Raw genomic sequence first — 24,224 nt, 5'->3', positions numbered from 1 at the left:
TCACGGAGAGGACCATGCTGCTGCGCCTGACCTGCCTGCTGTTGTTGTCGCTCTGCCCGCCACTGGCGGCCCTGGCCGCAGATGGCCCGCTCAATGAAGTCCGCCCGGGCCTGTATGCCGGCGGCCAGCCCTCCGCCGCACAACTGCGCGAACTTGCCGCGCAGGGGGTGCGCACCGTGATCGACCTGCGCCAGCCCGGCGAGGACCGGGGTTTCGACGAAACCCGCCTCGCCGAATCATTGGGCCTGCGCTACGTGCGCATTCCGGTGGCCGGTGCCGACGGGCTCGATGCCGCCAACGTGCGCGCCGTGCACCAGGCCCTGCGGCAGAGCCAGGGGCCTGTGCTGCTGCACTGTGCGTCCGGCAACCGCGCCGGCGCCGTGCTCGGCCTGGTCAACGCACGCTACGAACATGCCAGCCCCGAACAGGCCCTGCAGCTGGGCCAGCGTGCTGGCCTGACCTCGCTGGAAGCCGCCACCCGCCAACGCCTGGCCACGCCGGTCACCTCGCCCTGAACCCTCCGCACCAAGGACTCTGCCCACCATGACCCGCTGGTGGTCGCGCCTGCGACCGGACAACTTCACCCTCGCCCTGCTGTGCACCGTCGGCCTGGCCTCCCTGCTGCCGATGAAGGGCGCCGCCGCCATCGTCCTGGACGATGTCACCACGGTCGCCATCGCGGCGTTGTTCTTCCTGCATGGCGCACGCCTGCCGCGCGAGTCGATCATTGGCGGCATGCTGCACTGGCGGCTGCACCTGACCATCCTGGCCTGCACCTTCCTCCTGTTCCCGCTGCTGGGGCTGATGTTCAAGCCACTGTCGGGCTGGCTGCTGACGCCGGAGCTGTACCTGGGCGTGCTGTTCCTGTGCACCCTGCCCTCCACCGTGCAGTCGTCCATCGCGTTCACCTCGATGGCGCATGGCAACGTGCCCGCAGCGGTGTGCAGTGCCTCGTTGTCGAGCATCCTCGGCGTATTCCTGACCCCGCTGCTGCTGACCGCGCTGGCGGGCACCTCCGGCGGCGTGCACGACCCGCTGCACGCGATCGGCGGCATCATGCTGCAGCTGCTGGTGCCGTTCGTGGCCGGCCACCTGCTGCGGCCGTGGATTGCCGGCTGGGTGGAGAAGCAGCGCGCGCTGCTGCGCTACACCGACCAGGGCACGATCCTGCTGGTGGTGTATTCGGCGTTCGGCGAAGCGGTGACCGAAGGGTTGTGGAGCAAGACGCCGCTGCTCTCGCTGCTGGCCGTGGCGGTCGTGGCCGCCGTGCTGCTCGGCATCGCCATGCCTCTGATCACCTTCATCGCCCGCCGCCTGCGCTTCAACCGCGAGGACGAGATCGCCATCGTGTTCTGCGGCTCGAAGAAAAGCCTGGCCACCGGCGTGCCAATCGCCAAGGTGCTGTTCGCCGGCGGCAGCCTCGGCGCCATCGTGCTGCCGGTGATGATCTACCACCAGATCCAGCTGATCGTCTGCGGCGTGATCGCGCAGCGGTACGCGCGACGCAAGCCCTGACCCGATGGGGAGAACATCCACGCATGGCGTGGATCTACTGCAGAGCCGAGCCCACGCTCGGCTGACACCTGTGATCCGGAGTAGATCCACGCCATGCGTGGATGGCTTGCCTGACGCTACGGATCCACCAGCGTCCCGACGCTCAGTTCCGGCATCCATACCCACAGGTCGTACGGCCGTTCCGCCCCTGCAGCGACCCGCGGCCCCGTGGCAACCTGCTTTCGAAGTGGCCGCGCCATGCAACCGCCCGCGCATCCCCACGTCTGACCACGTTGCGCACCCAACCGCACGCTGTAGATATCCAGGTCCCGCAGCTGGGAGGCCATCGGCCGCCTCTGCATTTCCGGCGGCATACCTTCCGGCCGCCGCAGCATGGCGTGGACATTGCCGGTCAGCACCAGCATGCGTGCATTGTCTGGCAACCCTCGATAGAGCCGTCGCAACTCGGCTGCCATGAAGTCATCGCGCGCCTGGTTGCCGCCACTGCTGGCATTGACGTCATAGCCAACCACTTCTATCACGCGCCCCTGCGCCTTCAGCACACGCAGGCCTTCGATCATCGCCAGCATGTCACGGCTGCGGCGACCATCATGCTGGTCATCGCGCACGGTCCAGAACGCGCGGCCGCGCAGGTGCCGGCGCGCCGTGGCCCCGCCATCGGATTCCAGATAGCCGCGCAGCACAGGGTTCTCGGCGCGTGGCAGTTCCAGCGCCAGCAGGACCGGGCCGTTGCGGCTGTAGTCGTCCACCAGCTGGCGTACCAGCAATGGGGTCTCGCGGGTGCCGTGGAATTCGCCCAGTACCAGCAGGCGGTGCTCACCGGCATGCTGGCGGATCTGCGCGGCGGTGTCATCGGCATGCGCGGTGAGGGCCACACCCAGCGCCAGCAGCAGCGCAGCGGTCCAACGGAAGATCGAATGCATCCCTGCGCCTTCCTTTCCTTTGCGGTCAGGAACAGTAATGGCGACGCCGCTGGAAGAGATCAAGTGTAGAGCCGAGCCCACGCTCGGCTGCTCTTCCAACCACCCCTCAGCCGAGCATGGGCTCGGCTCTACAGGTGGCGCTTTACAACCAGGGCAGGATCCAGTGGTCCACCAGCAGGAAGGCGAACAGCGCCATCAGGTAGACGATGGAGTAATAGAACATCTTCATCGAGAACAGCTCATCCGGCGGGTTGAGCATGCGCCAGGCGTACCAGAGGAACACCGCGTTGAGCACGATCGCGCCGCCCAGGTAGAACGCACCGCTCATGCCCACCAGGTATGGCAACAGGCACACCAGCGCCAGCACCACCGAATACGCCATGATCTGCTTGCGGGTATGCACCACGCCATGGGTCACCGGCAGCATCGGGATCTCCGCCTTGGCGTAGTCCTCGCGGCGGAAGATCGCCAGCGCCCAGAAGTGCGGCGGGGTCCAGATGAAGATGATCAGCACCAGCAGCGACGAGTACGCCCAGTCCGACGAGCCCTGCATGCCGGTCACCGCCGCCCAGCCCAGCATCGGCGGCATCGCGCCGGCCAGGCCACCGATGACGATGTTCTGCGAGGTCGCACGCTTGAGGTACACGGTGTAGATCACCGCGTAGCCGATCAGCGAGGCGAAGGTCAGCACGGCGGTGATCAGGTTCACCCACAGCACCAGGATGGTCATCGACAGCACGATCAGCACGCCGGCAAACACCAGCACCTGCCATGGCTTGACCTTGCCCACCACCAGCGGACGCCACGAGGTGCGCGCCATCTGCGCATCGATGTGCGCGTCCAGCAGCTGGTTGATGGCGGCTGCGGCCGAGGCCGCCAGCCAGATGCCGAGGAAACCGAGCACGCCGGCGCGCACCTGCTCCCAGGTGGGCACGCCCGGGATTGCCAGGACCATGCCGACCAGGGCGGTGAAGACGATCAGGGCAACGACCTTGGGCTTGGTCAGGTCCCAGTACTGGCGGTAATTGGAAAACATGGAGTCAGTCCGGGGCGCGCAGGCGGGCCAGCAGGCTGACCAGCACGAACAACAGGGCAACGGCCACGCCGTTGTGGGCCACCGCCACTTCCAGCGGCAGCGCCAGCTTCACATTGAGGATGCCGAGGGTGACCTGCAGCACCAGCAGCGCGATCAGCGCGCTGGCCCAGCCGCGCATGCTCGGCAACCGGAACAGGCGCACGCCCAGCCACAGCAGGTAGACGGCCACCACCACGGCGAACAGGCGATGGGCCATCTGGATGGCGATACGCGAGGCGCCATCGAGCACGCCGCCTTCGTAATCCACGCCGATGCCACGCCACAGGGTGAAGCCTTCGACGAAGTTGTGCTGCGGCCACCACTGGTTGGCACAGCGCGGGAAGTTGTCCAGCGAGGCGCTGCCGCCGCCGCAGGCCAGCGCCGCGTAGTTGGCACTGACCCAGCCGCCCAGTGCGATCTGGGTGACCAGCACCGCCACGCCGATGCGCAGCAACCACTTCAGCTTCGGTGCTTCGGCCAGAGTGATCGGCATGTGCGTTGCGCGCCAGGCCATCCACACCAGCAGCGCGAACATCAGCATGCCGCCCAGCAGATGGCCCATCACCACGATGGGTTTGAGCAGCAGGGTCACCGTCCACATGCCCAGCAAGGCCTGGAAGATCACCACGGCAAGGGTCAGCAGTGCAGCGCGCGCCAGGTCGATGTTGCTCCAGCGCAGCGCGGCGATCAGCAGGATCGCCTCGCCGATCAGAGCCAAGGTACTGGCGGTGCCATGCCAGCCCATCATGTACAGCGGTATGCCGGCGGCCACCAGCACGCAGGCGGTCACCACCGCCGTGCTTCCGAATCGCCGCTTGCGCGTGGCCAGCAGCGCCAGGGTCAGGATCTCGATGCCCAGTGCGCCGGCCAGGAACCGGTGCACCTGCTCACGCCAGGCCTTGTGGGTCTCCAGCGGGCGGATCTCCGCCGCCGGGTGGCCGATGGTCTCTTCCACGTGCTGCGGCCAGGTGGCCTGGCCATAGCAGGTCGGCCAGTCCGGACAGCTCAGGCCGGCATCGGACAGGCGTACGAACGCGCCGAACATGATCGTGCTCGCCGTCATGATCATGGCGAACCACGCCAGGCGGTGGAAATTGCGGTGCAGCGCCGGACGCGCGGAAAGGCTCATCAAACGGGACTCACTTCAGTTTCAGCAACGTGGCCATGTCCTTGCGCAGGCCGCCCAGATCACTACCGGGGGCATGGCGCATGATCACGAAGCCGTTCGGATCGATCACGTAGACCGGCAGTCCAGCCGGATCATCGACGCCGGGCAGCGCCGCGCGCAGGGCTGGCGACGGAGCCAGCGGCCGCAGCGCGGGCAGCGAGGCGATCGACGCCGGTGGCGTTCCCAGCCACAGGATCTCGACATTATCGGCGTTATGGCCGAACAGCTGCCACACCTTGCCCAGTCCCTGCGACAAAGTGACGCACGGCGCGTCGCAGGCGCCGGACGGTGCCACCAGCAGGCGCCAGGTACGGGCTTCGGGGTTCCAAGGGTACGGCTGGCCGTTGGCCAGGGTGGGCGCCTGCTGGCGCAGGTCCACCGGCGGCTTCAGCAGCTGGCCGGCATTGCGGTGCCCGGTGGGCTGCCAGCCAGAGAAGCGCAGCACGGCGGCCAGCGCCATCGCCCCGAAGAACACGGCAAACAGCAGCACCAGGGTCCGGCGGCCGGAACCGCGCGCCTGCGGGGACGTAGCAGTGTTCATGCGGGGCATTTTCTCATGGTTGGGTGAGGGATGCGGGTGTGACGCCGCGGTAGTGCCGGCCGCTGGCCGGCATCCAGGAATGCGGGGGTTGCCGGCCAGCGGCCGGCACTACCGGGCAGCACGTCGCCTGCGCCACTCCAGTACCAGCACGACCACCAGCACGGTCAGGGCCAGGCCGAACCACTGCACGGCGTAGCCCAGGTGGCGCTGCGGCGGCAGCGTGTTCGGCAGCAGGTCCAGATCACGTTCGTCGCCGAAGGGCAGCGCCGGGTCCAGGCGCAGTACACGATCGGGAAGTGACTGTACCCCCAGCGCGCGGGCCAGGCCTTCGGCCGGCAACCGGCTGGCCAGCCAGCGGCCCGCTTCATCGGTGGTGGAGAACGCCGGGCCCAGTGCCAGTCCTGCTGACGGCGGCGGCGCCAGCAACCCACGTACGGCCACCGGCGAAGGCGGCGACGGCACCTCCGGAAGCGTGCGATCCGGCGGCAGCGCGCGCCATCCCAGATCGACCAGCAACACACTGCCCTCGTCACTGCGGAACGGGCGGTAGATCTTCACGCCGGCACGGCCGTGCCGGGTCTGGTTGTCCAGCAGCACTACGCCGGGCAGGAAGCGACCGTGGTCGGCCACGCCATGCAACGCACCGGGCGCTGTCAGCGCCTGCGCCAACGACAGTACCTGCGCTGCGGCTGGACCCTGTGCATCCAACATTGCCTGTTTGGCATGCATGCGCTGCAGCTGCCACAGCCCCAATGCGGTGAAACCGGCGATGGCCAGCACGGCCAGCAGCCATCCGAGCACGCGCGTGTGCTGGCGCATCATGACAAGTCCGCGCAAACGCGGTCAGATAGGCACATCCACCCTGCCCTCGAGCCGCGCATGAGTGATTCGCTGAAGACCCTGCTGGTAATCGCGTTTCTGATCGTCATCGTCTGGAATCTGGGCGCCGGCCTGTATTACCTGCTGGTCGACCGCGGCCAGACCAAGCGCACGGTCAACGCACTGACACGCCGCATCGGGGTGTCGGTCGCGTTGATCCTGCTGGTGATCGTGAGCATCTACATGGGCTGGATCAAGCCGCACGGCGTCGGCGGCTGAGGCCACCGATGCGTGCGCGGTCAAAGCACGTAGACGAACAGGAACAGCATCAGCCACACCACGTCGACGAAGTGCCAGTACCACGCGGCGGCTTCGAAACCGAAATGGTTGTCGCGGGTGAAGTGTCCCTTGGCCGAACGCAGCCACATCACGATCAGCATGATCGTGCCCAGCAGCACGTGCGCGCCGTGGAAGCCGGTCAGCATGAAAAAGGTTGAACCGTAGATGCCCGAGCCGAGCGTCAGGTTCAGTTCCTTGTAGGCGTGGATGTACTCCTCCGCCTGCAGGGTCAGGAAGCCTAGCCCGAGCACCACGGTCAGGCCCAGCCAGATCAGCAGCTGGCGGCGGTTGCCGGCCTTCAGCGCGTGGTGGGCGATGGTCAAGGTCACGCCGGAGGTCAGCAGGATCAGCGTATTGATCAGCGGCAGGCCCCAGGCCGGGATGGTCTGGAACGCGCCACCGATCGCCGCCGGCCCGTTGGTCGGCCAGCCGGCGGAATAACCCTGCCAGAGCAGCTCGTTGGTCATCACCCCGCGGCCTTCGCCGCTCAGCCACGACAGGCCCAGGTTGCGGGTGTAGAACAGCGCGCCAAAGAAGGCGCCGAAGAACATCACTTCGGAGAAGATGAACCAGATCATCCCCATCCGGAACGAGCCATCGACCTGGTGGTTGTAGTTGCCCGCCTGCGATTCGCGCACCACGTCGCTGAACCACCAGAACAACGTCAGCACCAGCATCGCGATACCGATGTAGAACGTCCAGCGCCCCCAGCTGGCATCGTTGAGCCAGCTGGCTACGCCCACCATGGTCACCATCATCGCGATGGAGCCCACGAACGGCCATTTGCTCTGGGCCGGGACGAAGTACACGTTGGCGTCGGTCGGTGTCTGGGCCATGTCGGTATCCGGGTCAGGGTGCGGCGTGCGCGCCGTCCGAGGTGGCGGCCGGGGCCAGCCGATCGGACAGCGCGTCGTTGCGGTAGAAGGTGTAGGACAAGGTGATCGTCTTGATCTCCGGCGGCAGGTCCGGATCGACGATGAAACGCACCGGCATGTCGCGCTTCTCGCCGGCCTGCAGCGTCTGCGCGGTGAAACAGAAACATTCGGTCTTGCTGAAGAAGCCCGAGGCACGCGCCGGCGCCACCGAAGGCACCGCACTGCCGACCACCGCCTGCTGGCTGTCGTTGCGGGCGAAGTACAGCGCCTCGTTGAGTTCGCCGGGCACCACATCCATGGTCAGCTGCTCGGGATGGAACGACCACGGCAGGCGCGAATTGACGCCGCCATCGAACTCCACCCGCACGGTGCGCTTGCCAGCTGCAGCACCCGTACTGGCTTCACCACCCGGGCCGCGTTCCAGGCGCACGCCGAATACCTTTTCGCAGGCAATGCGGTACAGCGGCACCAGCGAGAAGGTCAGCAGGAACACCGCCACCGCCACGCCGATCAGGCGCGGCAGCCCGGCACTGCGAGACGGTGTGCTGGCTGGCGCCTCGCTCATCGGCCGATCACCCCGCTGAGGATGAAGCCGACGTAGACCAGCACCGCGATGGCGCCGACCCACATCGCCGTGCGCCTGGCGCGCTGGCGCTGCTGTTCGATGCCGTTTTCCGGGGCGTCGCCCGGGCTGTTGTAGAGCCGAGCCATGCTCGGCTGCTCCACGTCAGCCGAGCATGACTCGGCTCTACAGGTTTGCAGTGGGCTCTCGTTATGCATGCCCCACCTCAATGCGTGATGTCGTCATGCGCCAGATCGCCCGGGCGGATGGTCGGCGGCGTGGTGAAGGTATGCGCCGGTGCCGGCGACGGCAGCGTCCACTCCAGCCCGCGTGCACCTTCCCAGCTGCGTGCTTCGGCCTTCTCACCGCTGCGCAGCGACGACAGCAGGATCGCGGCCATCATGAACGGGGTGACGAACATGCCGAACGCACCGATCGAGCTGATCAGGTTCCAGTCGGCAAACGCCACGCTGTAGTCGGGAATGCGGCGCGGCATGCCGGCCAGGCCGAGGAAATGCTGCGGGAAGAACAACAGGTTGACGAATACGATCGACCACCAGAAGTGCACCTTGGCCCACTTCTCGCTGTACATCCGCCCGGTCCACTTCGGCCACCAGTAGTACACCGCGGCGATCAGCGCGAACACCGCACCGGTCACCAGCACGTAGTGGAAGTGGGCGACCACGAAGTAGGTGTCGTGGTACTGGAAGTCGGCGGCGACGATCGCCAGCATCAGGCCGGAGAAGCCACCGATGGTGAACAGGATGACGAAGGCCACCGACCACAGCATCGGTGCCTCGAACGTCAGCGAGCCACGCCACATGGTGCTGACCCAGTTGAACACCTTCACGCCGGTCGGGATCGAGATCAGCATGGTGGCGAACATGAAGTAGATCTCGCCGCCCAGCGGCATGCCCACGGTGAACATGTGGTGGGCCCAGACGATGAACGACAGGAACGCGATCGCGGCGGTGGCGTACACCATCGCCTGGTAGCCGAACAGCGGCTTGCGGCTGAAGGTCGGGATGATCTCGCTGACCACGCCGAAGGCGGGCAGGATCATGATGTAGACCTCGGGGTGCCCGAAGAACCAGAAGATGTGCTGGTACATCACCGGGTCACCGCCACCGGCGGCGTTGAAGAAGCTGGTGCCGAAGAACTTGTCGGTCAGCAGCATGGTCACCGCACCGGCCAGCACCGGCATCACCGCGATCAGCAGGAAGGCGGTGATCAGCCAGGCCCAGCAGAAGATCGGCATCTTCAGCAGGTCGATGCCCGGCGCGCGCATGTTCAGCACAGTGGCGATGATGTTGATCGCACCCATGATCGAACTGATGCCGGCCACGTGGATGGCGAACACGCTGAAGGCCACGTTGTAGCCGCCCTGCAGCGACAGCGGCGGATACAGCGTCCAGCCACCCGCCGGGGCACCACCGGGTAGGAACAGGGTCAGCAGCAGCAGGCTGAAAGCCACCGGCAGCAACCAGAACGACCAGTTGTTCATGCGCGGCAGCGCCATGTCCGGCGCGCCGATCTGCAGCGGGATCATCCAGTTGGCCAGGCCGACGAAGGCCGGCATCACGCCACCGAAGATCATCACCAGCGCATGCACGGTGGTCATCTGGTTGAAGAACTCGGGCTTGACGAACTGCAGGCCCGGCTGCGCCAGCTCGGCGCGGATCACCACGCTCATCGCCGCGCCGATGATGAACATGATGAAGCTGAAACCGAGGTACAGCGTGCCGATGTCCTTGTGGTTGGTCGAGAAGAACCAACGCTCGAAGAAGCTCTGGTGGTGATGGTGATCGTCGTGCCCAACTGCCGAGTGCGCCATTGCAAAACACCTCTCAGAATCGGTTGTCACCACGGCCGCGAGCGGCCGCGGGCTTTACATCACGCTCCGCTGGCCGCGCTGGCAGGCGCGCTGCCCGCTTCGGCAGCAGCAGGCGCAGCCGGTGCCTCGCCCGCCGGTGCAGTCGGTTCGGCAGGTGCCGCAGGCGTGGCGGGCTCGGCGGGCGGCGCCGGCTTGCGCTGCGCCAGCCACTTCCTGAAGTCCTCCTTGGACACCGCCTCGACCACGATCGGCATGAAGCCGTGGTCCTTGCCGCACAGCTCGGCGCACTGGCCGCGGTAGACACCGGGCTGCTCGATGCGGGTCCAGGCTTCGTTGATGAAGCCGGGGATGGCGTCCTGCTTCCAGCCCAGCGCCGGCACCCACCAGGCGTGGATCACATCATCGGAAGTGATGACGAAACGCACCTTGGTATCGACCGGCAGCACCAGGCGGTTGTCGACATCCAGCAGGTAGTGCGGATGGCTTTCGCGGGTCGGCACGATGCCACTCTGCCGCACGCGGTCGGACTCGCGGTCCAGGCGGCTGGTGAAGGTGACGTTCTCGCCGAGGTATTCGTATTTCCACATCCACTGGTAGCCGGTGACCTTCACCGTCATCTCGGCATCGCGGGTGTCGTACATCTTGATCAGGTTGGCGGTGGCCGGCCAGGCCATCACGATCAGGATGATCACCGGGATCACCGTCCAGATGATCTCGGCCTTGGTGTTATGGCTGAAGGTGGCGGCGACCGCGCCCTTGGATTTGCGGAACTTGAAGATGGCGTAGGCCATCGCGCCGAACACGATGACGCCGATCACCGTGCAGATGATCAACGAAAGGTTGTTCGATTCCCAGGCCAGGCGCGAGGTCTGGGTCACCCCCTTGCCCATGTTCAGCTGCCACGGCTTCGGATCGGCCGCCTGGGCCCAGGCCAACGCCGGCATCAGTCCCCCGGTCGCCAGCACTGCGGCAACCGCGTTCACGCACTTCGTGCCCCACCTGCTGCTTTGCTTCATTGCCTAGACCCTTAGCGTCGTCGGTTGCCGCCATCGCTGGCGGCGAGCAAGCTTTCAAGTGTCTCTGCAAGCGTCTGACGTTCGGCCGGCGCGAGGAAACTCCCCACCTCCACCTGCCGGCCGCTGGACGCCAGCCGGACCCTCTCATCGTCGGTGAGCAGGCGCACCCAATGGGGGTGGGCCCGGAACACCGGCGATCCACCGGGTACGGGGATGACCTCCACGTACGCCGGCACTACCCGGATCTCCTCCTGCCGTTCACCGCTGCGCCACAAGGCACGCAGCGCCGCCGCCAGCACCAGGCTGTACAGCAGCGCGAACAGGGGGGCGAATGCATTGCCGGCCCACCACCCGAGGGCGGACACCAGCCACATCGCACCCGACAACACGGTGAACAACAGGACGAACTGCCGGGCATCGAGCGCCCGTGGGGGACGCAGCCGCAGCTGCGTACCTGACCCATCCGGAGCTGGAAGCACCTCGATCATGTCGCAACCGCGTTCCTGCCGCGGGAAACGTCTCGATGGTAGCCCCGCCCTCTCGCCGGTAGCAAGGGTGCATTCACACTTTTTCCGATGCTGCAACACAGCATGCGGTCGGCGGCACGGATGACGAATTCAGCACAAATATTGCCGAGCTTGCTGAACACGCTGAATGCACCGCAGCTAGGGACTATCAGCGCGTCATGAAGGTGTCTCCGCGGCACTTCCGATGGGCTCAAAAATGATTAAAATCGCCAAGTTTTCCACTGGCCGGACCGGCATGAACGCACCTTCCTCCTCCCCTGCCGCCCACGACGCCCCGCGTCCGGGCGCGCTGCTGTCGCCGGAACTGCCGGCGCCCCCCAACCCGTTCCGCCAGGCCATCACCGATGCCTGGTTGAAGGACGAGGCGAGCCACGTGCGTGAACTGCTGGCGCAGGCCCGCCTGCCCGCCGACGAGCAGGCCCGGGTGCAGGCACTGGCCGCCGACCTGGTCGGCCGCGTGCGCGTGCGCGCCAAGGACCAGGGCGCCATCGAAGCCTTCATGCGCCAGTACGACCTGGGCAGCGAGGAAGGCGTGCTGCTGATGTGCGTGGCCGAGGCACTGCTGCGTATTCCGGACCAGGACACCGCCGACAAGCTGATCCGCGACAAGCTGGCCGATGCCGACTGGGAAAAGCACCTGGGCGGCAGCGACTCGGTGCTGGTCAACGCCTCCACCTGGGGCCTGATGCTGACCGGCAAGCTGGTGCAGATGAACGACGCCACCCGCGCCGATGCCCCCAGCGCGTTCAAGCGCCTGGTCGGCCGCGTCGGTGAGCCGGTGGTGCGCCTGGCCGTGCGCCAGGCCATGAAGATCATGGGCCACCAGTTCGTCATGGGCCGCACCATCAGCGAAGCGCTGGCGCGCTCGCACAAGGGCGACAACGCCAGCTACCGCTACTCGTTCGACATGCTGGGCGAAGGCGCGCTGACCATGAAGGACGCGCTGCGCTACCTGGAAGACTACCGTCGTGCGATCCACGCCATCGGGGGCGATCACAAGGCACGCGGCGGCCGTCCGGATGGCGACGTCAACAACGCGCCGGGCATCTCGATCAAGCTGTCGGCGCTGTACCCGCGCTACGAGCACGCCAAGCGCGAGCGCGTGCTGAAAGACCTGGTGCCGGGCGTGCTGGAACTGGCGCAGCTGGCCAAGAGCTATGGCATCGGCTGCACCGTCGACGCCGAAGAGTCCGATCGCCTGGAACTGTCGCTGGACATCATCGAGCAGGTGTTCTCCGACGCCTCGCTGGCCGGCTGGGATGGCTTCGGCGTGGTCGTGCAGGCCTACCAGAAGCGCACGCCGTACACGATCGACCACCTGGCCGACATGGCACGCCGCGCCGGCCGCCGCCTGCAGGTGCGCCTGGTCAAGGGCGCCTACTGGGACGCCGAGATCAAGCGCGCGCAGATCGAAGGCTACCCGGGCTACCCGGTGTTCACCCGCAAGCAGAACACCGATGTGTCCTACCTGGCCTGCGCCAAGCGGCTGTTCACCCATGCGGACGCGATCTACCCGATGTTCGCCACGCACAACGCGCACACCATCGCGGCCGTGCGCAGCATCGCCAACGGCGGCGTGTACGAGCACCAGAAGCTGCACGGCATGGGCGACGACCTGTACGCCGAAGTGGTGCCGGCCGATCGCTTGAACCTGCCCTGCCGCGTGTACGCCCCGGTCGGTTCGCACGAAGACCTGCTGCCGTACCTGGTGCGCCGCCTGCTGGAAAACGGTGCCAACTCCAGCTTCGTCAACCGCATCACCGACGAGCGCGTGCCGATCGCCGACCTGATCCGCGATCCGGTCGAGATGGTCGCCTCGTTCGAATCGATTCCGCATCCCAAGATCCCGCTGCCGGTTGACCTGCTGCGCAGCCAGAACCACGACAGGAAGAACTCCATGGGCGCCAACCTCGCCAACGACAACGAACTGCGCGCCCTGGCCGAGCAGCTCAACGCCGCCGTGAAGCCGTGGCAGGCCTCGCCGCTGGTACCGGGTGCCAACCCGGCCGGCGCCGCGCTGCCGGTGACCAACCCGGCCGACACCCGCGAAGTGGTCGGCCAGTGGCTGGCCGCCGATGCCGCCACCGTGCAGAAGGCCCTGGCCAACGCCGTGGCCGCACAACCGGCCTGGAACCGCACCCCGGCCGCCAGCCGCGCCGCCATCCTCGAACACGCCGCTGACCAGCTGGAAGCGCGCATGCCGGAGTTCATGGCGCTGTGCGTGAAGGAAGCCGGCAAGAGCCTGCCCGACAGCATCGCCGAAGTGCGCGAAGCCGTGGATTTCCTGCGCTACTACGCCAAGCAGGCGCGCGAGCAGTTCAGCCACGCCGAGAAGCTGCCGAGCCCGACCGGTGAATCCAACGAGCTGCAGCTGCACGGCCGCGGCGTGTTCGTCTGCATCAGCCCGTGGAACTTCCCGCTGGCGATCTTCCTGGGCCAGGTCGCTGCCGCCCTGGCCGCCGGCAACAGCGTCATCGCCAAGCCGGCCGAGCAGACCAACCTGATCGGCTACTACGCGGTGAAGCTGCTGCACGACGCCGGCGTGCCGGCCGAGGTGGTGCAGTTCCTGCCGGGCGACGGTGCTACCGTCGGTGCCGCGCTGACCGCCGACCCGCGCGTGGCCGGCGTGGCCTTCACCGGCTCCACCGACACCGCCCGTGCGATCAACCGCGCGATGGCCGCGCGTGACGCCGCCATCGGTGTGCTGATTGCCGAGACCGGCGGCCAGAACGCCTTCATCGCCGATTCGTCGGCGCTGCCGGAACAGCTGGTCAAGGACGCGATCGGTTCGGCCTTCACCTCCGCCGGCCAGCGCTGCTCGGCCGCGCGCGTGCTGTTCGTGCAGGACGACATCGCTGACAAGGTGATGACCATGCTGGCCGGTGCGATGAAGGAGCTGAAGGTCGGCAACCCGGGCCTGCTGTCCACCGACGTCGGCCCGGTGATCGACGCCGATGCGCTGAAGATCCTGCAGGATCACGCTGAGCGCATGGACCGCGAAGCGCGCCTGATCGCCGCCGCCGAGCTGTCCGCCGAAACGGCGCACGGCACCTTCTTCGCGCCGCGCGCATACGAACTGAAGGATCTGGGCCAGCTGCAGAAGGAAGTGTTCGGGCCGGTCCTGCACGTGATCCGCTGGAAGGGCGACCAGCTCGACGCGGTGATCGACCAGATCAACGCTACCGGCTACGGCCTGACCCTGGGCGTGCATTCGCGCATCGACGAAACCGTTGACCGCATCAGCAACGGCGTCCACGTCGGCAACGTGTACGTCAACCGCAACCAGATCGGTGCAGTGGTCGGCGTGCAGCCGTTCGGCGGCCAGGGCCTGTCCGGCACCGGCCCGAAGGCCGGCGGCCCGCACTACCTGCTGCGCTTTGCCACCGAAAAGACGGTGACGGTGAACACCACCGCCGCCGGCGGCAACGCCTCGCTGCTGACCCTGGGCGACTGATCGCCCGGTTGATGCGGCAAACGAGAAACCCCGCGAAAGCGGGGTTTTTTGTACTTTGCCTGTAGAGCCGAGCCCACGCTCGGCTTTCCTGGCGCAGCCGAGCGTGGGCTCGGCTCTACAGGAATTCAGGTGCCGTCGTGGCCTCGGCCCGCATCAGATTGCGCCAGTGCCGGAGGGCGACCAGTGCATTGACCCAGAAACCGATGTACAGGATCGAGGTCAGGTGCAGGCCACGGCTGTAGTACAGCGGCACTGCAACGGTGTTTACCAGCAGCCAGACCCACCACGACTCCAGCTTGCGCCGCATCATCAGGATCTGCGCGATGACGCTCAGCACCAGTACCGCCGAATCGATGTACGGCGCATAGGCATTGGTCAGTCGGGTCAGCATCCAGCCGTAGCCGAAGGTGGCCACTACCGCCAGCGGCGCCAGCCAGGCCCAGGCACGCGGCCGCAATGAAGTAATCGGCAACGGCGCTCCATGATCGCCGCGCAGCCACTGCCACCAGCCCAGCACGCTGATGGCGATGAAGAAGAACTGCAGCACCATGTCCGCGTACAGGTGCGAGCGTTCGAACACGGCAGCAAACAATGCACAGCCGACGATGCCCAGCCACCAGGTGTGCACGTTGTTGCGGCCGGCCAACAGGATCGAGCCGGCGACGGCGATGTTGGCGGCCAGCTCCAGCTGGAAGCTCGGGTCGGACAGGTTCATCGCACCATTGTCGCGTAGATCCGCGCCCTGCGTCGTCGGACCAATAGATCCACAGCACGCGTGGATGGAATCAAGGCCGCGCGCGCACCAACAACTGCTGTCTCTCTCCGCTTCCCCAACGTCCTGGCTGCAGGCCGGCTGAAGAGAGCAACGGCGCAAGCCAGTCAGGCGGAACGATGTCCCAGATCACGCCATCGAACGGATGCGGCCATGGGGTTCTCTGAGGATTCGGCGAATGCAGGAACAACGCACTCTGACCGGTATCCGGCGCCAGCGTCACCCAACACTGCACATGCTCCCGCTCGCTCGACGCAACCCGTTCAAGCAGCCGCAGGAGCCCTGCGGCAACGGCGAAGCGATCACTGATATGGCGATTGCCGCGCCCCATCCAGTCAAGATGCGTGTGCCAGTAGTCGAACCATTCCGACTCCAGCACGCGATCCAGAGTCGCGTTCGCCTTGGCCTCTTCCCGAGCCCAGTATCGGATCATCCGCTTCTGGTAGCGACGATCAACCATTTTGTATTCGCCTGCACTGCGTAAATCCCGGCAAGGTGGCAGGCACTCCCAATAAAGTCACGAGCCGGAAGCGTCATCCATGCATAAAAAAAGGCCCCGCCTGCGCGGGGCCCTCCTTGTCCTGCTTCAGGCAATCGCCCGAATCAGAACTTGTACTGCATCGACGCCGCCAGCACGTCGCCGCTCACCTTGTACTTGCCGGTCACGGTGTTGGCAGTGGCCGAGGTCGAGGTGATGTTCGGATCCTTGGTGAACAGGTGGGTGTAACCCACGCTGTATTCCATCTTGTCCGAAGCGGCGTAGGTCAGGCCCAGCGACAGCCACTTGCGGGTGGTGTCCGGCACGCGCACGTCACGGTGGGCGTCGGTGGTCGGGGTCTGGTCGTAGGCCAGGCCGCCACGCAGGGTCAGCTTGTCGTTCACGCGGAAATCGGTACCGATCGACGCGAAGGTGGTGTCGCGGTAGTGGAACGGCAGCACGCTGTCCGGCTGGTTGGAGTCATAGTCGACGGTGACCTGGTCGAACTTGCTCCACGCCGTGCGCGTGACCTCGGCCATGATCTGCCACTGGTCGTTCACGCGATGGGTGAAGCCCATGGTGGCGCTGGCCGGCAGGGTGATGGTGGCGCGGCCGTTGCTGTCGATGAAGGTACCCGGGGCGGCAGTGGCCAGGAAGGCGGCAGCGTTCTGCGGGATGGTGAAGTCGGCCTTGCCGTCGGTGATCTTGTGCTCGACCTTCGAGCGGTAGCTGAAGGCGATGTTGGTGCCTTCCACCGGGGTAACCGTCATGCCCAGGGTGTAGCCGACCGACACTTCGTCGCCCTTGATGCGCAGGTAGCCATCGGCGGTGCCCGGCGAGAAGCCGAGCTGGGCGGCCTGGCGTGCAGCCGCCTGCGACGCCGCCGCAGCCTGGGCCGGGGTGCCGCCTGCAGCCAGCACACGCGCCGCCGCGGTGCGCTGGGCGGTGGCGTTGATCGCGGTGCCGGTGTCGACAGCGCTGGTCAGGTCGACGTTCAGGCGCTCAGCGAACACCGAAGCACCGAACGACAGGTACGGGTTGACGTCATAGGAGAACGCCACGCCCAGGTCGATCGCCTGCAGCTCGGTCTTGACGCCATTGTAGCGGCCGACCCAGTCGCGGTCGTATTCGGTCTTGAAGCCGAACGGCACGGTCAGCGATGCACCGAAGTGCATGTTGTCGTTCTCGCCGAACGGCACGTGGAAGTACGCGGCCGGAACCGGGGCGATCATGCCGGCGTCGCCGCCGTTGCCACCGGAAATCGGCGCGCCGTTGCCGTACTGGCCCTGGCCGCGGAACTTGGCGCCGAAGCTGATGGCGCTGACGTCGCCCTGGACCAGGGTGCCGTCGAGCAGGCGCATGGAGGCCGGGTTGGTGGCGATGACCGAGGCGTCACCTTCGGTCGAGGTGGAGCCGGCGAACGCGCGGCCCAGGCCCTTGGCGCTGTTTTCCTTCAGCTGGAAGGCGGCAGCATTGGCATCGGCGGCGGCCAGCGCACCGGCAACGCCGACGGCCAGCAGGGTCAGTCGGGCAATGGTGGAAGCGGTTTGCATCGTAGTTCTCTCTCTCTCCGGTAAGCGGTGATGGTGCTCTGAGTGCGCCTGCGCCCGACAGGTCCTGGGACCCATCGGAGCGCGCCGGATTCCCCTCCCGACATACGACGCCGTATGCGAGTATTACCCAGAGCCGTTAATGAAACAATAACGGTGCGGTCGGTTTTCTCGTCTCGAAAGCTGAACAGGACAATCCCCGCCGCAAGCGCCCGCACGCTAGGCTAGTGCCATGTTCGTCTCCCTCCCGTCCCGCAAGAAGGCGGCCCTGCGCTGGGCCACGCCCGTGCTGTTTGCGGCACTGTGGTTGGCGTTCCTGTGGTCGATCTCGCGGCCGGACGATGCCCGCGGCAGCCTCTGGCTGGACTGGGGCGCCCTGTCCACCGGACTGACCCACCCGCTTGACTGGTGGGCGACCCTGCAGGACGGCAGCGTGCTGCGCCTGTTCACCGCCCTGTTCCTGCACGCCGACTGGTCACATCTGCTGGGCAACCTGGTGTTCCTGCTGATCTTCGGCCTGCCCGCCGAGCGGGTGCTGGGGCCGTGGCGGCTGCTGCTGCTGTTCCTGGTCGGCGGCGCAGTGTCGAACCTGGTCGCGATCTACACCATGGGCAGCCCGGACCAGATCATCATCGGCGCCAGCGGCGCGGTGTCGGCCCTGATCGGTGCGTATCTGGCCCTGTTCCCTGGCGCGCGGCTGGGCGTGGTGATCCCGCTCGGCCTGTTCCTGGAGTTCGTGCGCGCGCCGGCCTATCTGTTGATCGGCGTCTGGGCGGCATTGCAGGTGGTGTTCGCCCACATCGGCCCCAGCTTCGGCATGGTGGCTTGGTGGGCGCACATCGGCGGCTTCGTGTTCGGCGTGGTGTACGGGGTCTACGTGCGGGCGGCCATCGCCCCCCGCCTGCGCAAGCGCCACGGCTTCTGACGCCGGGTAGTGCCGGCCGCTGGCCGGCATTTGTTTTCTTCTTCCGCCCTTGAGCCGACGCCGGGCATGGCCCGGCGCTACCTCACGGCTTCGCCGGGGCCGGTGCGGGCTTTGCTTCCGGCTTTGCTTCCGGCTTAGGTTCGACCTTCGCTTCCGGCTTCGCCGCAGCGGCCTTCGCGGTCTTGGCGGCATCCGCCTTCTCGGCCTCGGCCTTCAACCGTGCAGCCACCGAACCGGGGTTCTTCAGCTCGGCCAGCGCGTCGTTGATCGGGCCGTCGCCCGGCAGCACCGCACCGGCGTGGTAGCCCTCGGTGCCTTCGTCGTCGCCGCGCAGATGGCCTGGCAGGGTGGCTTCGCTGTAATCGCTCAGGCTGGCCGGCAGGGCATCCTCCGCCGACGTAGCGGCGGGCTTCAACTCAACATCCGGCACGATGCCGGTGGCCTGGATCGACTTGCCGCTGGGCGTGTAATAGCGCGCGGTGGTCAGCTTCACCGAATCACCGTTGTCCAGCGGCAACACGGTCTGCACCGAGCCCTTGCCAAAGGTGCGGCTGCCAACCACTCGGGCGCGCTTGTTGTCGCGCAGCGCGCCGGCGAGCACTTCCGAGGCACTGGCCGAACCGGCATCGGCCAGTACCACCACCGGTGCACCCTTCAGCAGGTCGCCTGGGGTCGCGTCGAATCGGGCATCGCTGATGCTGATGCGGCCACGGGTGCTGACGATGTTGCCCTTGTCGAGCAGATCGTCGGCTACCTGCACGGCGGCCGTCAGCAGGCCACCCGGATTGCTGCGCAGATCCAGCACCAGGCCCTTGAGCTGGCCACCGGACTGCTTCTGCAGCTGCTGCACGTGCTTCTGGAAGTCCGAGCCGGTATCGGCCTGGAAGGTGCTCAGGCGGATGTAGCCATAGCCGGGTTCCAGCAGGCGGCTGCGCACGCTGGTCACGCGGATGGTCTGGCGGGTGAGGCTGACATCGAACGGCTTCGGCTTGCCTTCGCGCACGATGGTCAGCACCACCTTGCTGCCGGCTGGGCCGCGCAGCGGTTCACTCGCATCGATGGCGCTGATCGGCTTGCCGTCGATGGCGATGATCAAATCGCCGGCAAGGATGCCGGCCTTGGCTGCCGGCGTGTCGTCGATCGGCGCGATCACCTTCATGCTGGCGTTGTCCGGCTGCTGCTGCAGCTCCACGCCGATGCCCTCGTAGGCACCGTTGGCCTGCTCGTCGAAAGCCTGCGCGTCTTCCTTGTTGAAGTAGGTGCTGTGCGGATCAAGGTCGAGCAGCAGGCCACGCACGGCTGACTGCATCAGCTTCTTGTCATCGACCGGGTCGACATAGGCGGCGCGCACCGCGTTGTACACGGCCACGAACCGGCGGATTTCCTCCAGCGGCACCTTCGAGGTCACCGCCTCCTCGCTGTTCGCTGCCTGCCCGCTGGTTTCCTGGCTTGGGGCAGGCGCGGTCTGCTGCGCCCAGGACAGCGCTGGCAACAGGGCCAGCAAGAGGGTGGCGGTACGGGCTGCGCGCATGGATCACTCCTGTCGACGGTGGCATGGTGCCCAAGGCACATGCACCGATTATGCGCGAAGCACAGCTAAATTCCCGTTGAATCCGGCCCGTGCGTAACGAGCCGGGTTCAGCGCCGCTGCAGCCAGCTGTCCGGGTTGACCGGCTGCCCGCCACGACGCAGCTCGAAGTACAGCGCGGTGACACCTTGGCCACCCGAATTGCCGACCTTGGCCACTGCATCACCGCGGCTGACCCGCGCACCGGCATCCTTCAGCAGGGTGTCGTTGTGCGCGTACAGGCTCATGTAGCCGTTGCCGTGGTCGACGATCAGGATCATGCCGTAGCCGGTCATCCAGTCGGAGAACACCACGGTGCCATCGGCCACGGCGGTGACCGTGCTGCCAGCCGGTGCGCCGATCAGCACGCCACTGCTGGTGCGGCCATCGGGCAGCTTGCCGCCATAGCGGGCCAGCAGGTTGCCGGACAACGGCCAGCCCAGGCCGCCCACCTTCGGCGCCGGTGCCGATGCGACCGCAGGCGGCACCTTGGTCGGTGGCGGTGGCGGCCGGCCCTGTGCGGCGGCTTGGCGTGCAGCACGTTCGGCGGCGGCCTTCTCCGCTGCCGCACGGCGTGCAGCCGCGCGGCGCTCGGCCTCGGCACGGGCAGCGGCCGCTCGCAGGTTGGCCAGCAATGTTTCCAGCGCCTTGGCGTCCTGGCCCAGCGCCTGTTCCTTCTCGCGCTGGTCCTTGAAGCGCTCTTCCAGCGAGGCAACGGTCTTGGCGCGATCGCGGCGGTCCGCTTCCAGGGCGGCTGCCTGCTGTTTCTGGTCCTGCTGCGTCCCCTGCAGCTTCTGCTTGCGCTCGGCGATCTGCGCCTGCAGTGCTTCCAGTTCCTTCAGGTCGGCGGTCAGCGTGGTGATCCGCTGCGCACGCTCGCGCTGCAGGTAGCGATGGTAGGCCAGGGCGCGGTTGGCATCGGCCACCGTATCTTGCGACAGCAGCAGCTTCAGCGGTGCGTGGTTGCCCAGCTGATACGCCGCGCGCAACAGCCCGGCCAGTTCGCGGTGCTGCTGGGCCAGGTTGCCCTGCAGCGTGCTGCGGCGCTGCTCGGCTTCGGCCAGGGCGCGGCCCTGCTCGCGCAGCGCGGCTTCCGTCTGCGCAAGGGCACGGCCGGTGCGGGCTACCTTCTCGTCGGCCTCGCGCAGCTGCCGCGATGCCTGCCCGCGCTGGCCCTCGATCTGCCGTCGCTCCTGCGCCACGCCCTTCAGTTCGGTACGCAGTTTCTGCAGCTTGCGCTCGGTCTCGCGGGTGGTCTGCGCACCGCTGGGCAGCGGCAGGGCCAGCGCAAACGCCAGCCCCAGCAGCAGGCAGCGACCGCCGCGGGCAGCGGCGATGTGATGTCGGCGTGATGGGAAGACGTTGTCGCGCAAGGGCTTTCCAGTGACTTCAGGCAGTTGCGGGGGCTACCGGGGAATGGTGACATCTCCGCACGCGGCCTGCCAGCCGCACTTCCATCGAGGTCGCCATGAAAGTTCTTTCCATTCCGCTGCTGTTGGGCGTACTGCTGGCCACCGGGCCGGTCTGTGCGCAGGAGAACATCAGCAAGGTCAACGGCAGCATCAGCGCCGAACCCGGCCAGCGCTACGGCAAGCTGGACACCGTCAACGGTGGCATCCGCGTCGGCGAAGGCGTCGAGACCGGCAGCATCGACACCGTCAACGGCGGGGTCAAGGTCGCCGACGGCGCGCGCACCGGCAAGATCGAAACGGTCAACGGCGGCGTACGCCTGGGCCGCGAAGTGATCGCCAGCGGCGGCGTCAGCACCGTCAACGGCAGCATCTTCACCGATCGCGGCAGCCAGGTCGAAGGCGGTGTCGAGACCGTCAATGGTGGCATCGGCCTGGTCGAAAGCCGCGTCGGCAAGGATGTGGAGACCGTCAACGGTGACATCACCGTCGGTATCGGTTCGCAGGTCAACGGCGGCGTGCATGTGCGCAAGCCGAACTTCAGTGTCTCGCTGACCGCCAGCCGCAAGCCGCGTGTAATCATCGGCCCGAATGCCGTGGTCAAGGGTCCACTGCAGTTCGAACGCGAGGTGGTGCTGTACGTGCATCGCACTGCGCGCATCGGCCCGGTCACCGGCGCCGAGCCGATCCCGTTCGACACCGAAACCGCTCCCGCGGACTGAGCGCACCGCGCCTTCGGGTTCGGTGATACTCGCTGACACCGGTCGTGCACGACGCGCGGCCGCCCTTTGTTACCCAGGAATCGACGATGCCCCGCAAACTCCTCCTGTGCCTGGCCGCTGCGGCCGCGCTCAGTGCCTGCAAAGGCGAAGACACTCCGGCGCCCGCGCCGGCCACCGATACCGCAGCTGCCAAGCCGGCTGCGCATGCGTTCTCCCCGGAGATCAATGCCGGCGACTTCGCCGAGATGGTCAAGACCCTGGCTTCGGATGAGTTCGAAGGCCGCGCGCCGGGCAGCAAGGGCGAAGAACTGACGGTCAACTACATCCGCGACCAGATGCAGCGCATCGGCCTGCAGCCCGGCAACGGCGACAGCTGGTTCCAGGATGTACCGATGACCGAGACCACGGCCGACGAATCGACCGTGCTGAAGATCACCCAGGGTGGCAAGACCACCGAACTGAAGTTCGGCACCGACATGGTGGTCGGCACCCGTACCGGCCAGGCCGAGGTGAAGGTCGATGCCAGCGACCTGGTGTTCGTCGGCTATGGCGTCGATGCGCCGGAGCAGAAGTGGAACGACTACGCCGGCCAGGACTGGAAGGGCAAGACCGTCGTGATGTTCGTCAACGATCCGGGCTTCCATATCGACGACGAGAAGCTGTTCGACGGCAAGCGCATGACCTACTACGGCCGCTGGACGTACAAGTTCGAGGAGGCTGCCCGCAAGGGGGCCGCTGCCGCGCTGATCGTGCACGACACCGCCGGCGCGTCCTACGGCTGGGACGTGGTGAAGAATTCCTGGGCTGGCCCGCAGTACGACCTGCCGGCCAAGGATGACCCGGAAGCCCGTATTCCGGTGCAGGGCTGGCTGAGTGCCGACGCGGCCAAGGCGCTGTTTGCCGGAGCCGGCCTGGACCTGGCGCAGGCCTACAAGGATGCCAGCAAGCGCGGTTTCAAGCCGGTGCCGCTGAAGGCCACCGCTGCGGTCGACCTGAAGAGCCAGATCGCACAGAAGCAGTCGCGCAACGTGGTGGGTGTGTTGCCGGGTAGCAAGCGCGCTGACGAGGCGGTGCTGTACATGGCGCACTGGGATCACCTGGGCAAGCATGAGGGCGAGACCGGCGACAACATCTACAACGGCGCCGTCGATAATGCGACCGGCGTCGCCGGTATTCTCGAAGTGGCCGAAGCCATGGCGCACCAGGATCCGAAGCCGGAGCGCTCGGTGGTGTTCCTGGCGGTGACCCTGGAAGAATCCGGCCTGCTGGGTTCGAAGTACTACGTTGCCCATCCGACTTTCCCGCTGGACAAGATTGCTGGCGTGATCAACATCGACGCGATGTCAGTGGCCGGCCGTGCCAAGGACGTGACCGTCACCGGCTTCGGCAGTTCGGAGCTGGAGGACATCCTCAAGCCGCTGGCCGCTGCCCAGGACCGCACGCTGCATGGTGAGACGTCGGTGCAGAGCGGCTTCTACTTCCGCTCGGACCACTTCAACTTCGCCAAAGCCGGCGTGCCGGCCCTGTACGCCGATGGCGGCGAGGACCTGCGCGAGGGCGGCGTTGACGCTGGCCGCAAGGCCGCAGCCGACTACGGCGCCAACCGTTACCACGGCCCGAAGGACGAGTTCGACGCGGCCACCTGGAAGCTGGACGGTACCGTCGAAGACCTTCAGTTGATGTACGGCGTGGGCAAGGAACTGGCCGGTGGCGATCGTTGGCCGAACTGGTACGAAGGCAACCCGTTCAAGGCTACCCGCGACGCGTTGATGAAGGACAAGGCTGCGGCCGCTGCAAAGTAGGGTCGAGCCATGCTCGACTGAACATCGTTGAGGTCAAAGCGGCGCCCCGTGGGGCGCCGCTTTTTTTGTACGCTCTGCCATTGGTGGGTGCCAACCTCGGTTGGCACCGCCTTCCGTGGGGACCATCTTACCCACGCATGGCATGAATCTACCGGGCGATGTAACGCCATCGGGTTGCCGGCCAGCGGCCGGCACTACCGGCGTTTGCTACGCACAAAGAAAAACCCCGCTGCGTAAGCAGCGGGGTTTTGGGTGTAAACCCTGGCGATGACCTACTCTCGCATGGCTTGAGCCACACTACCATCGGCGCAGCTGCGTTTCACTTCCGAGTTCGGGATGGGATCGGGTGGT

23 protein-coding genes and 1 rRNA gene are annotated in these 24,224 nt (G+C 66.6%); 7 read left to right on the top strand and 17 right to left on the bottom strand.

The window, feature by feature from the left end:
* The first annotated feature begins 14 nt into the window (after positions 1 to 14).
* Together AC5P65_RS03025 and AC5P65_RS03020 are read left to right on the top strand one after the other, a co-directional pair.
* On the top strand, positions 15 to 515 hold the full coding sequence (locus AC5P65_RS03025) for a protein tyrosine phosphatase family protein (protein WP_164144982.1): 501 nt from the start codon (positions 15 to 17) through the stop codon (positions 513 to 515).
* 28 nt (positions 516 to 543) lie between these two features.
* A complete protein-coding gene (locus AC5P65_RS03020) occupies positions 544 to 1,515 on the top strand; it encodes a bile acid:sodium symporter family protein (RefSeq protein ID WP_049453414.1) in 972 nt (323 codons plus the stop codon).
* A 116-nt stretch (positions 1,516 to 1,631) separates the two neighbouring features.
* Here AC5P65_RS03020 and AC5P65_RS03015 read toward each other — a convergent pair whose 3' ends face one another.
* The 5 genes from AC5P65_RS03015 to AC5P65_RS02995 all read right to left on the bottom strand — a co-directional run bounded on the left by AC5P65_RS03015 (position 1,632) and on the right by AC5P65_RS02995 (position 6,044).
* Positions 1,632 to 2,438: a calcium-binding protein gene (locus tag AC5P65_RS03015; protein ID WP_495215417.1), complete on the bottom strand. Its 807-nt coding sequence runs from the start codon at positions 2,436 to 2,438 to the stop codon at positions 1,632 to 1,634.
* A gap of 142 nt (positions 2,439 to 2,580) precedes the next feature.
* The gene (cyoE, locus tag AC5P65_RS03010; protein WP_111098419.1) at positions 2,581 to 3,474 is read right to left on the bottom strand and encodes a heme o synthase; all 894 of its coding nucleotides are present in this window, start codon (positions 3,472 to 3,474) and stop codon (positions 2,581 to 2,583) included.
* 4 nt (positions 3,475 to 3,478) lie between these two features.
* Complete coding sequence (locus AC5P65_RS03005; RefSeq protein WP_021202932.1) at positions 3,479 to 4,642, bottom strand: COX15/CtaA family protein; 1,164 nt, start codon at positions 4,640 to 4,642, stop codon at positions 3,479 to 3,481.
* Between the two features lie 10 nt (positions 4,643 to 4,652).
* Complete coding sequence (locus AC5P65_RS03000; protein ID WP_031269939.1) at positions 4,653 to 5,222, bottom strand: redox-active disulfide-containing membrane protein; 570 nt, start codon at positions 5,220 to 5,222, stop codon at positions 4,653 to 4,655.
* 108 nt (positions 5,223 to 5,330) lie between these two features.
* Positions 5,331 to 6,044 (bottom strand): SURF1 family protein, encoded by a 714-nt coding sequence (locus AC5P65_RS02995; RefSeq protein ID WP_346484326.1) that lies wholly within the window; start codon positions 6,042 to 6,044, stop codon positions 5,331 to 5,333.
* A 57-nt stretch (positions 6,045 to 6,101) separates the two neighbouring features.
* Between AC5P65_RS02995 and AC5P65_RS02990 the strand changes: the two genes are divergently transcribed.
* Positions 6,102 to 6,320: a twin transmembrane helix small protein gene (locus AC5P65_RS02990; protein ID WP_021202930.1), complete on the top strand. Its 219-nt coding sequence runs from the start codon at positions 6,102 to 6,104 to the stop codon at positions 6,318 to 6,320.
* A gap of 20 nt (positions 6,321 to 6,340) precedes the next feature.
* On the opposite strand, the gene AC5P65_RS02985 is transcribed toward AC5P65_RS02990, so the two are convergent.
* The 6 genes from AC5P65_RS02985 to AC5P65_RS02960 are packed head-to-tail and all read right to left on the bottom strand — an operon-like array spanning position 6,341 to position 11,155.
* Entirely contained in the window at positions 6,341 to 7,216 is an 876-nt protein-coding gene (locus tag AC5P65_RS02985; RefSeq protein ID WP_005407793.1) for a cytochrome c oxidase subunit 3, read from the bottom strand.
* A 13-nt stretch (positions 7,217 to 7,229) separates the two neighbouring features.
* Positions 7,230 to 7,820, bottom strand: a complete 591-nt coding sequence (locus tag AC5P65_RS02980; RefSeq protein WP_019662223.1) for a cytochrome c oxidase assembly protein — start codon at positions 7,818 to 7,820, stop codon at positions 7,230 to 7,232.
* Positions 7,817 to 8,035, bottom strand: coding sequence for a hypothetical protein (locus AC5P65_RS02975; protein ID WP_111102238.1), 219 nt, complete (start codon positions 8,033 to 8,035; stop codon positions 7,817 to 7,819). Before AC5P65_RS02975 ends, AC5P65_RS02980 begins: the two co-directional genes overlap by 4 nt.
* A gap of 8 nt (positions 8,036 to 8,043) precedes the next feature.
* Positions 8,044 to 9,651, bottom strand: coding sequence for a cytochrome c oxidase subunit I (ctaD, locus tag AC5P65_RS02970; RefSeq protein ID WP_111102237.1), 1,608 nt, complete (start codon positions 9,649 to 9,651; stop codon positions 8,044 to 8,046).
* Between the two features lie 59 nt (positions 9,652 to 9,710).
* Entirely contained in the window at positions 9,711 to 10,667 is a 957-nt protein-coding gene (gene coxB / locus AC5P65_RS02965; protein ID WP_206621592.1) for a cytochrome c oxidase subunit II, read from the bottom strand.
* Positions 10,668 to 10,678: 11 nt separating this feature from the next.
* Positions 10,679 to 11,155, bottom strand: a complete 477-nt coding sequence (locus tag AC5P65_RS02960; protein WP_021202927.1) for a DUF2244 domain-containing protein — start codon at positions 11,153 to 11,155, stop codon at positions 10,679 to 10,681.
* A gap of 274 nt (positions 11,156 to 11,429) precedes the next feature.
* On the opposite strand from AC5P65_RS02960, the gene putA reads away from it, so the two are divergent.
* Positions 11,430 to 14,648, top strand: coding sequence for a bifunctional proline dehydrogenase/L-glutamate gamma-semialdehyde dehydrogenase PutA (gene putA, locus AC5P65_RS02955; protein ID WP_180833003.1), 3,219 nt, complete (start codon positions 11,430 to 11,432; stop codon positions 14,646 to 14,648).
* A 115-nt stretch (positions 14,649 to 14,763) separates the two neighbouring features.
* Here putA and pnuC read toward each other — a convergent pair whose 3' ends face one another.
* From pnuC to AC5P65_RS02940, 3 genes are all read right to left on the bottom strand, one after another.
* On the bottom strand, positions 14,764 to 15,363 hold the full coding sequence (gene pnuC / locus AC5P65_RS02950; RefSeq protein WP_021202925.1) for a nicotinamide riboside transporter PnuC: 600 nt from the start codon (positions 15,361 to 15,363) through the stop codon (positions 14,764 to 14,766).
* Positions 15,364 to 15,433: 70 nt separating this feature from the next.
* Positions 15,434 to 15,880, bottom strand: coding sequence for a hypothetical protein (locus AC5P65_RS02945; RefSeq protein WP_171953311.1), 447 nt, complete (start codon positions 15,878 to 15,880; stop codon positions 15,434 to 15,436).
* A 143-nt stretch (positions 15,881 to 16,023) separates the two neighbouring features.
* A complete protein-coding gene (locus AC5P65_RS02940; protein WP_021202924.1) occupies positions 16,024 to 17,451 on the bottom strand; it encodes an outer membrane protein transport protein in 1,428 nt (475 codons plus the stop codon).
* A gap of 229 nt (positions 17,452 to 17,680) precedes the next feature.
* Between AC5P65_RS02940 and AC5P65_RS02935 the strand changes: the two genes are divergently transcribed.
* Positions 17,681 to 18,373 (top strand): rhomboid family intramembrane serine protease, encoded by a 693-nt coding sequence (locus tag AC5P65_RS02935; protein WP_495214101.1) that lies wholly within the window; start codon positions 17,681 to 17,683, stop codon positions 18,371 to 18,373.
* An 82-nt stretch (positions 18,374 to 18,455) separates the two neighbouring features.
* On the opposite strand, the gene AC5P65_RS02930 is transcribed toward AC5P65_RS02935, so the two are convergent.
* Both AC5P65_RS02930 and AC5P65_RS02925 read right to left on the bottom strand, forming a co-directional pair.
* Positions 18,456 to 19,904, bottom strand: a complete 1,449-nt coding sequence (locus AC5P65_RS02930; RefSeq protein WP_134735034.1) for a S41 family peptidase — start codon at positions 19,902 to 19,904, stop codon at positions 18,456 to 18,458.
* A 107-nt stretch (positions 19,905 to 20,011) separates the two neighbouring features.
* A complete protein-coding gene (locus AC5P65_RS02925; protein WP_134731217.1) occupies positions 20,012 to 21,313 on the bottom strand; it encodes a murein hydrolase activator EnvC family protein in 1,302 nt (433 codons plus the stop codon).
* Positions 21,314 to 21,408: 95 nt separating this feature from the next.
* Between AC5P65_RS02925 and AC5P65_RS02920 the strand changes: the two genes are divergently transcribed.
* Entirely contained in the window at positions 21,409 to 22,071 is a 663-nt protein-coding gene (locus AC5P65_RS02920; protein ID WP_111098425.1) for a DUF4097 family beta strand repeat-containing protein, read from the top strand.
* Between the two features lie 86 nt (positions 22,072 to 22,157).
* Positions 22,158 to 23,873 (top strand): M28 family metallopeptidase, encoded by a 1,716-nt coding sequence (locus AC5P65_RS02915; RefSeq protein WP_180833005.1) that lies wholly within the window; start codon positions 22,158 to 22,160, stop codon positions 23,871 to 23,873.
* Positions 23,874 to 24,132: 259 nt separating this feature from the next.
* Here AC5P65_RS02915 and rrf read toward each other — a convergent pair.
* Positions 24,133 to 24,224: ribosomal RNA gene (rrf, locus tag AC5P65_RS02910) — 5S ribosomal RNA — on the bottom strand; the annotation flags it as partial.

The sequence above is a fragment of the Stenotrophomonas sp. YJH_SMC_48-3 genome (genome assembly GCF_059369375.1).
The sequence above is the reverse complement of the archived record's forward strand: the minus strand, read 5'-3'. Positions and strand labels throughout refer to the sequence as shown.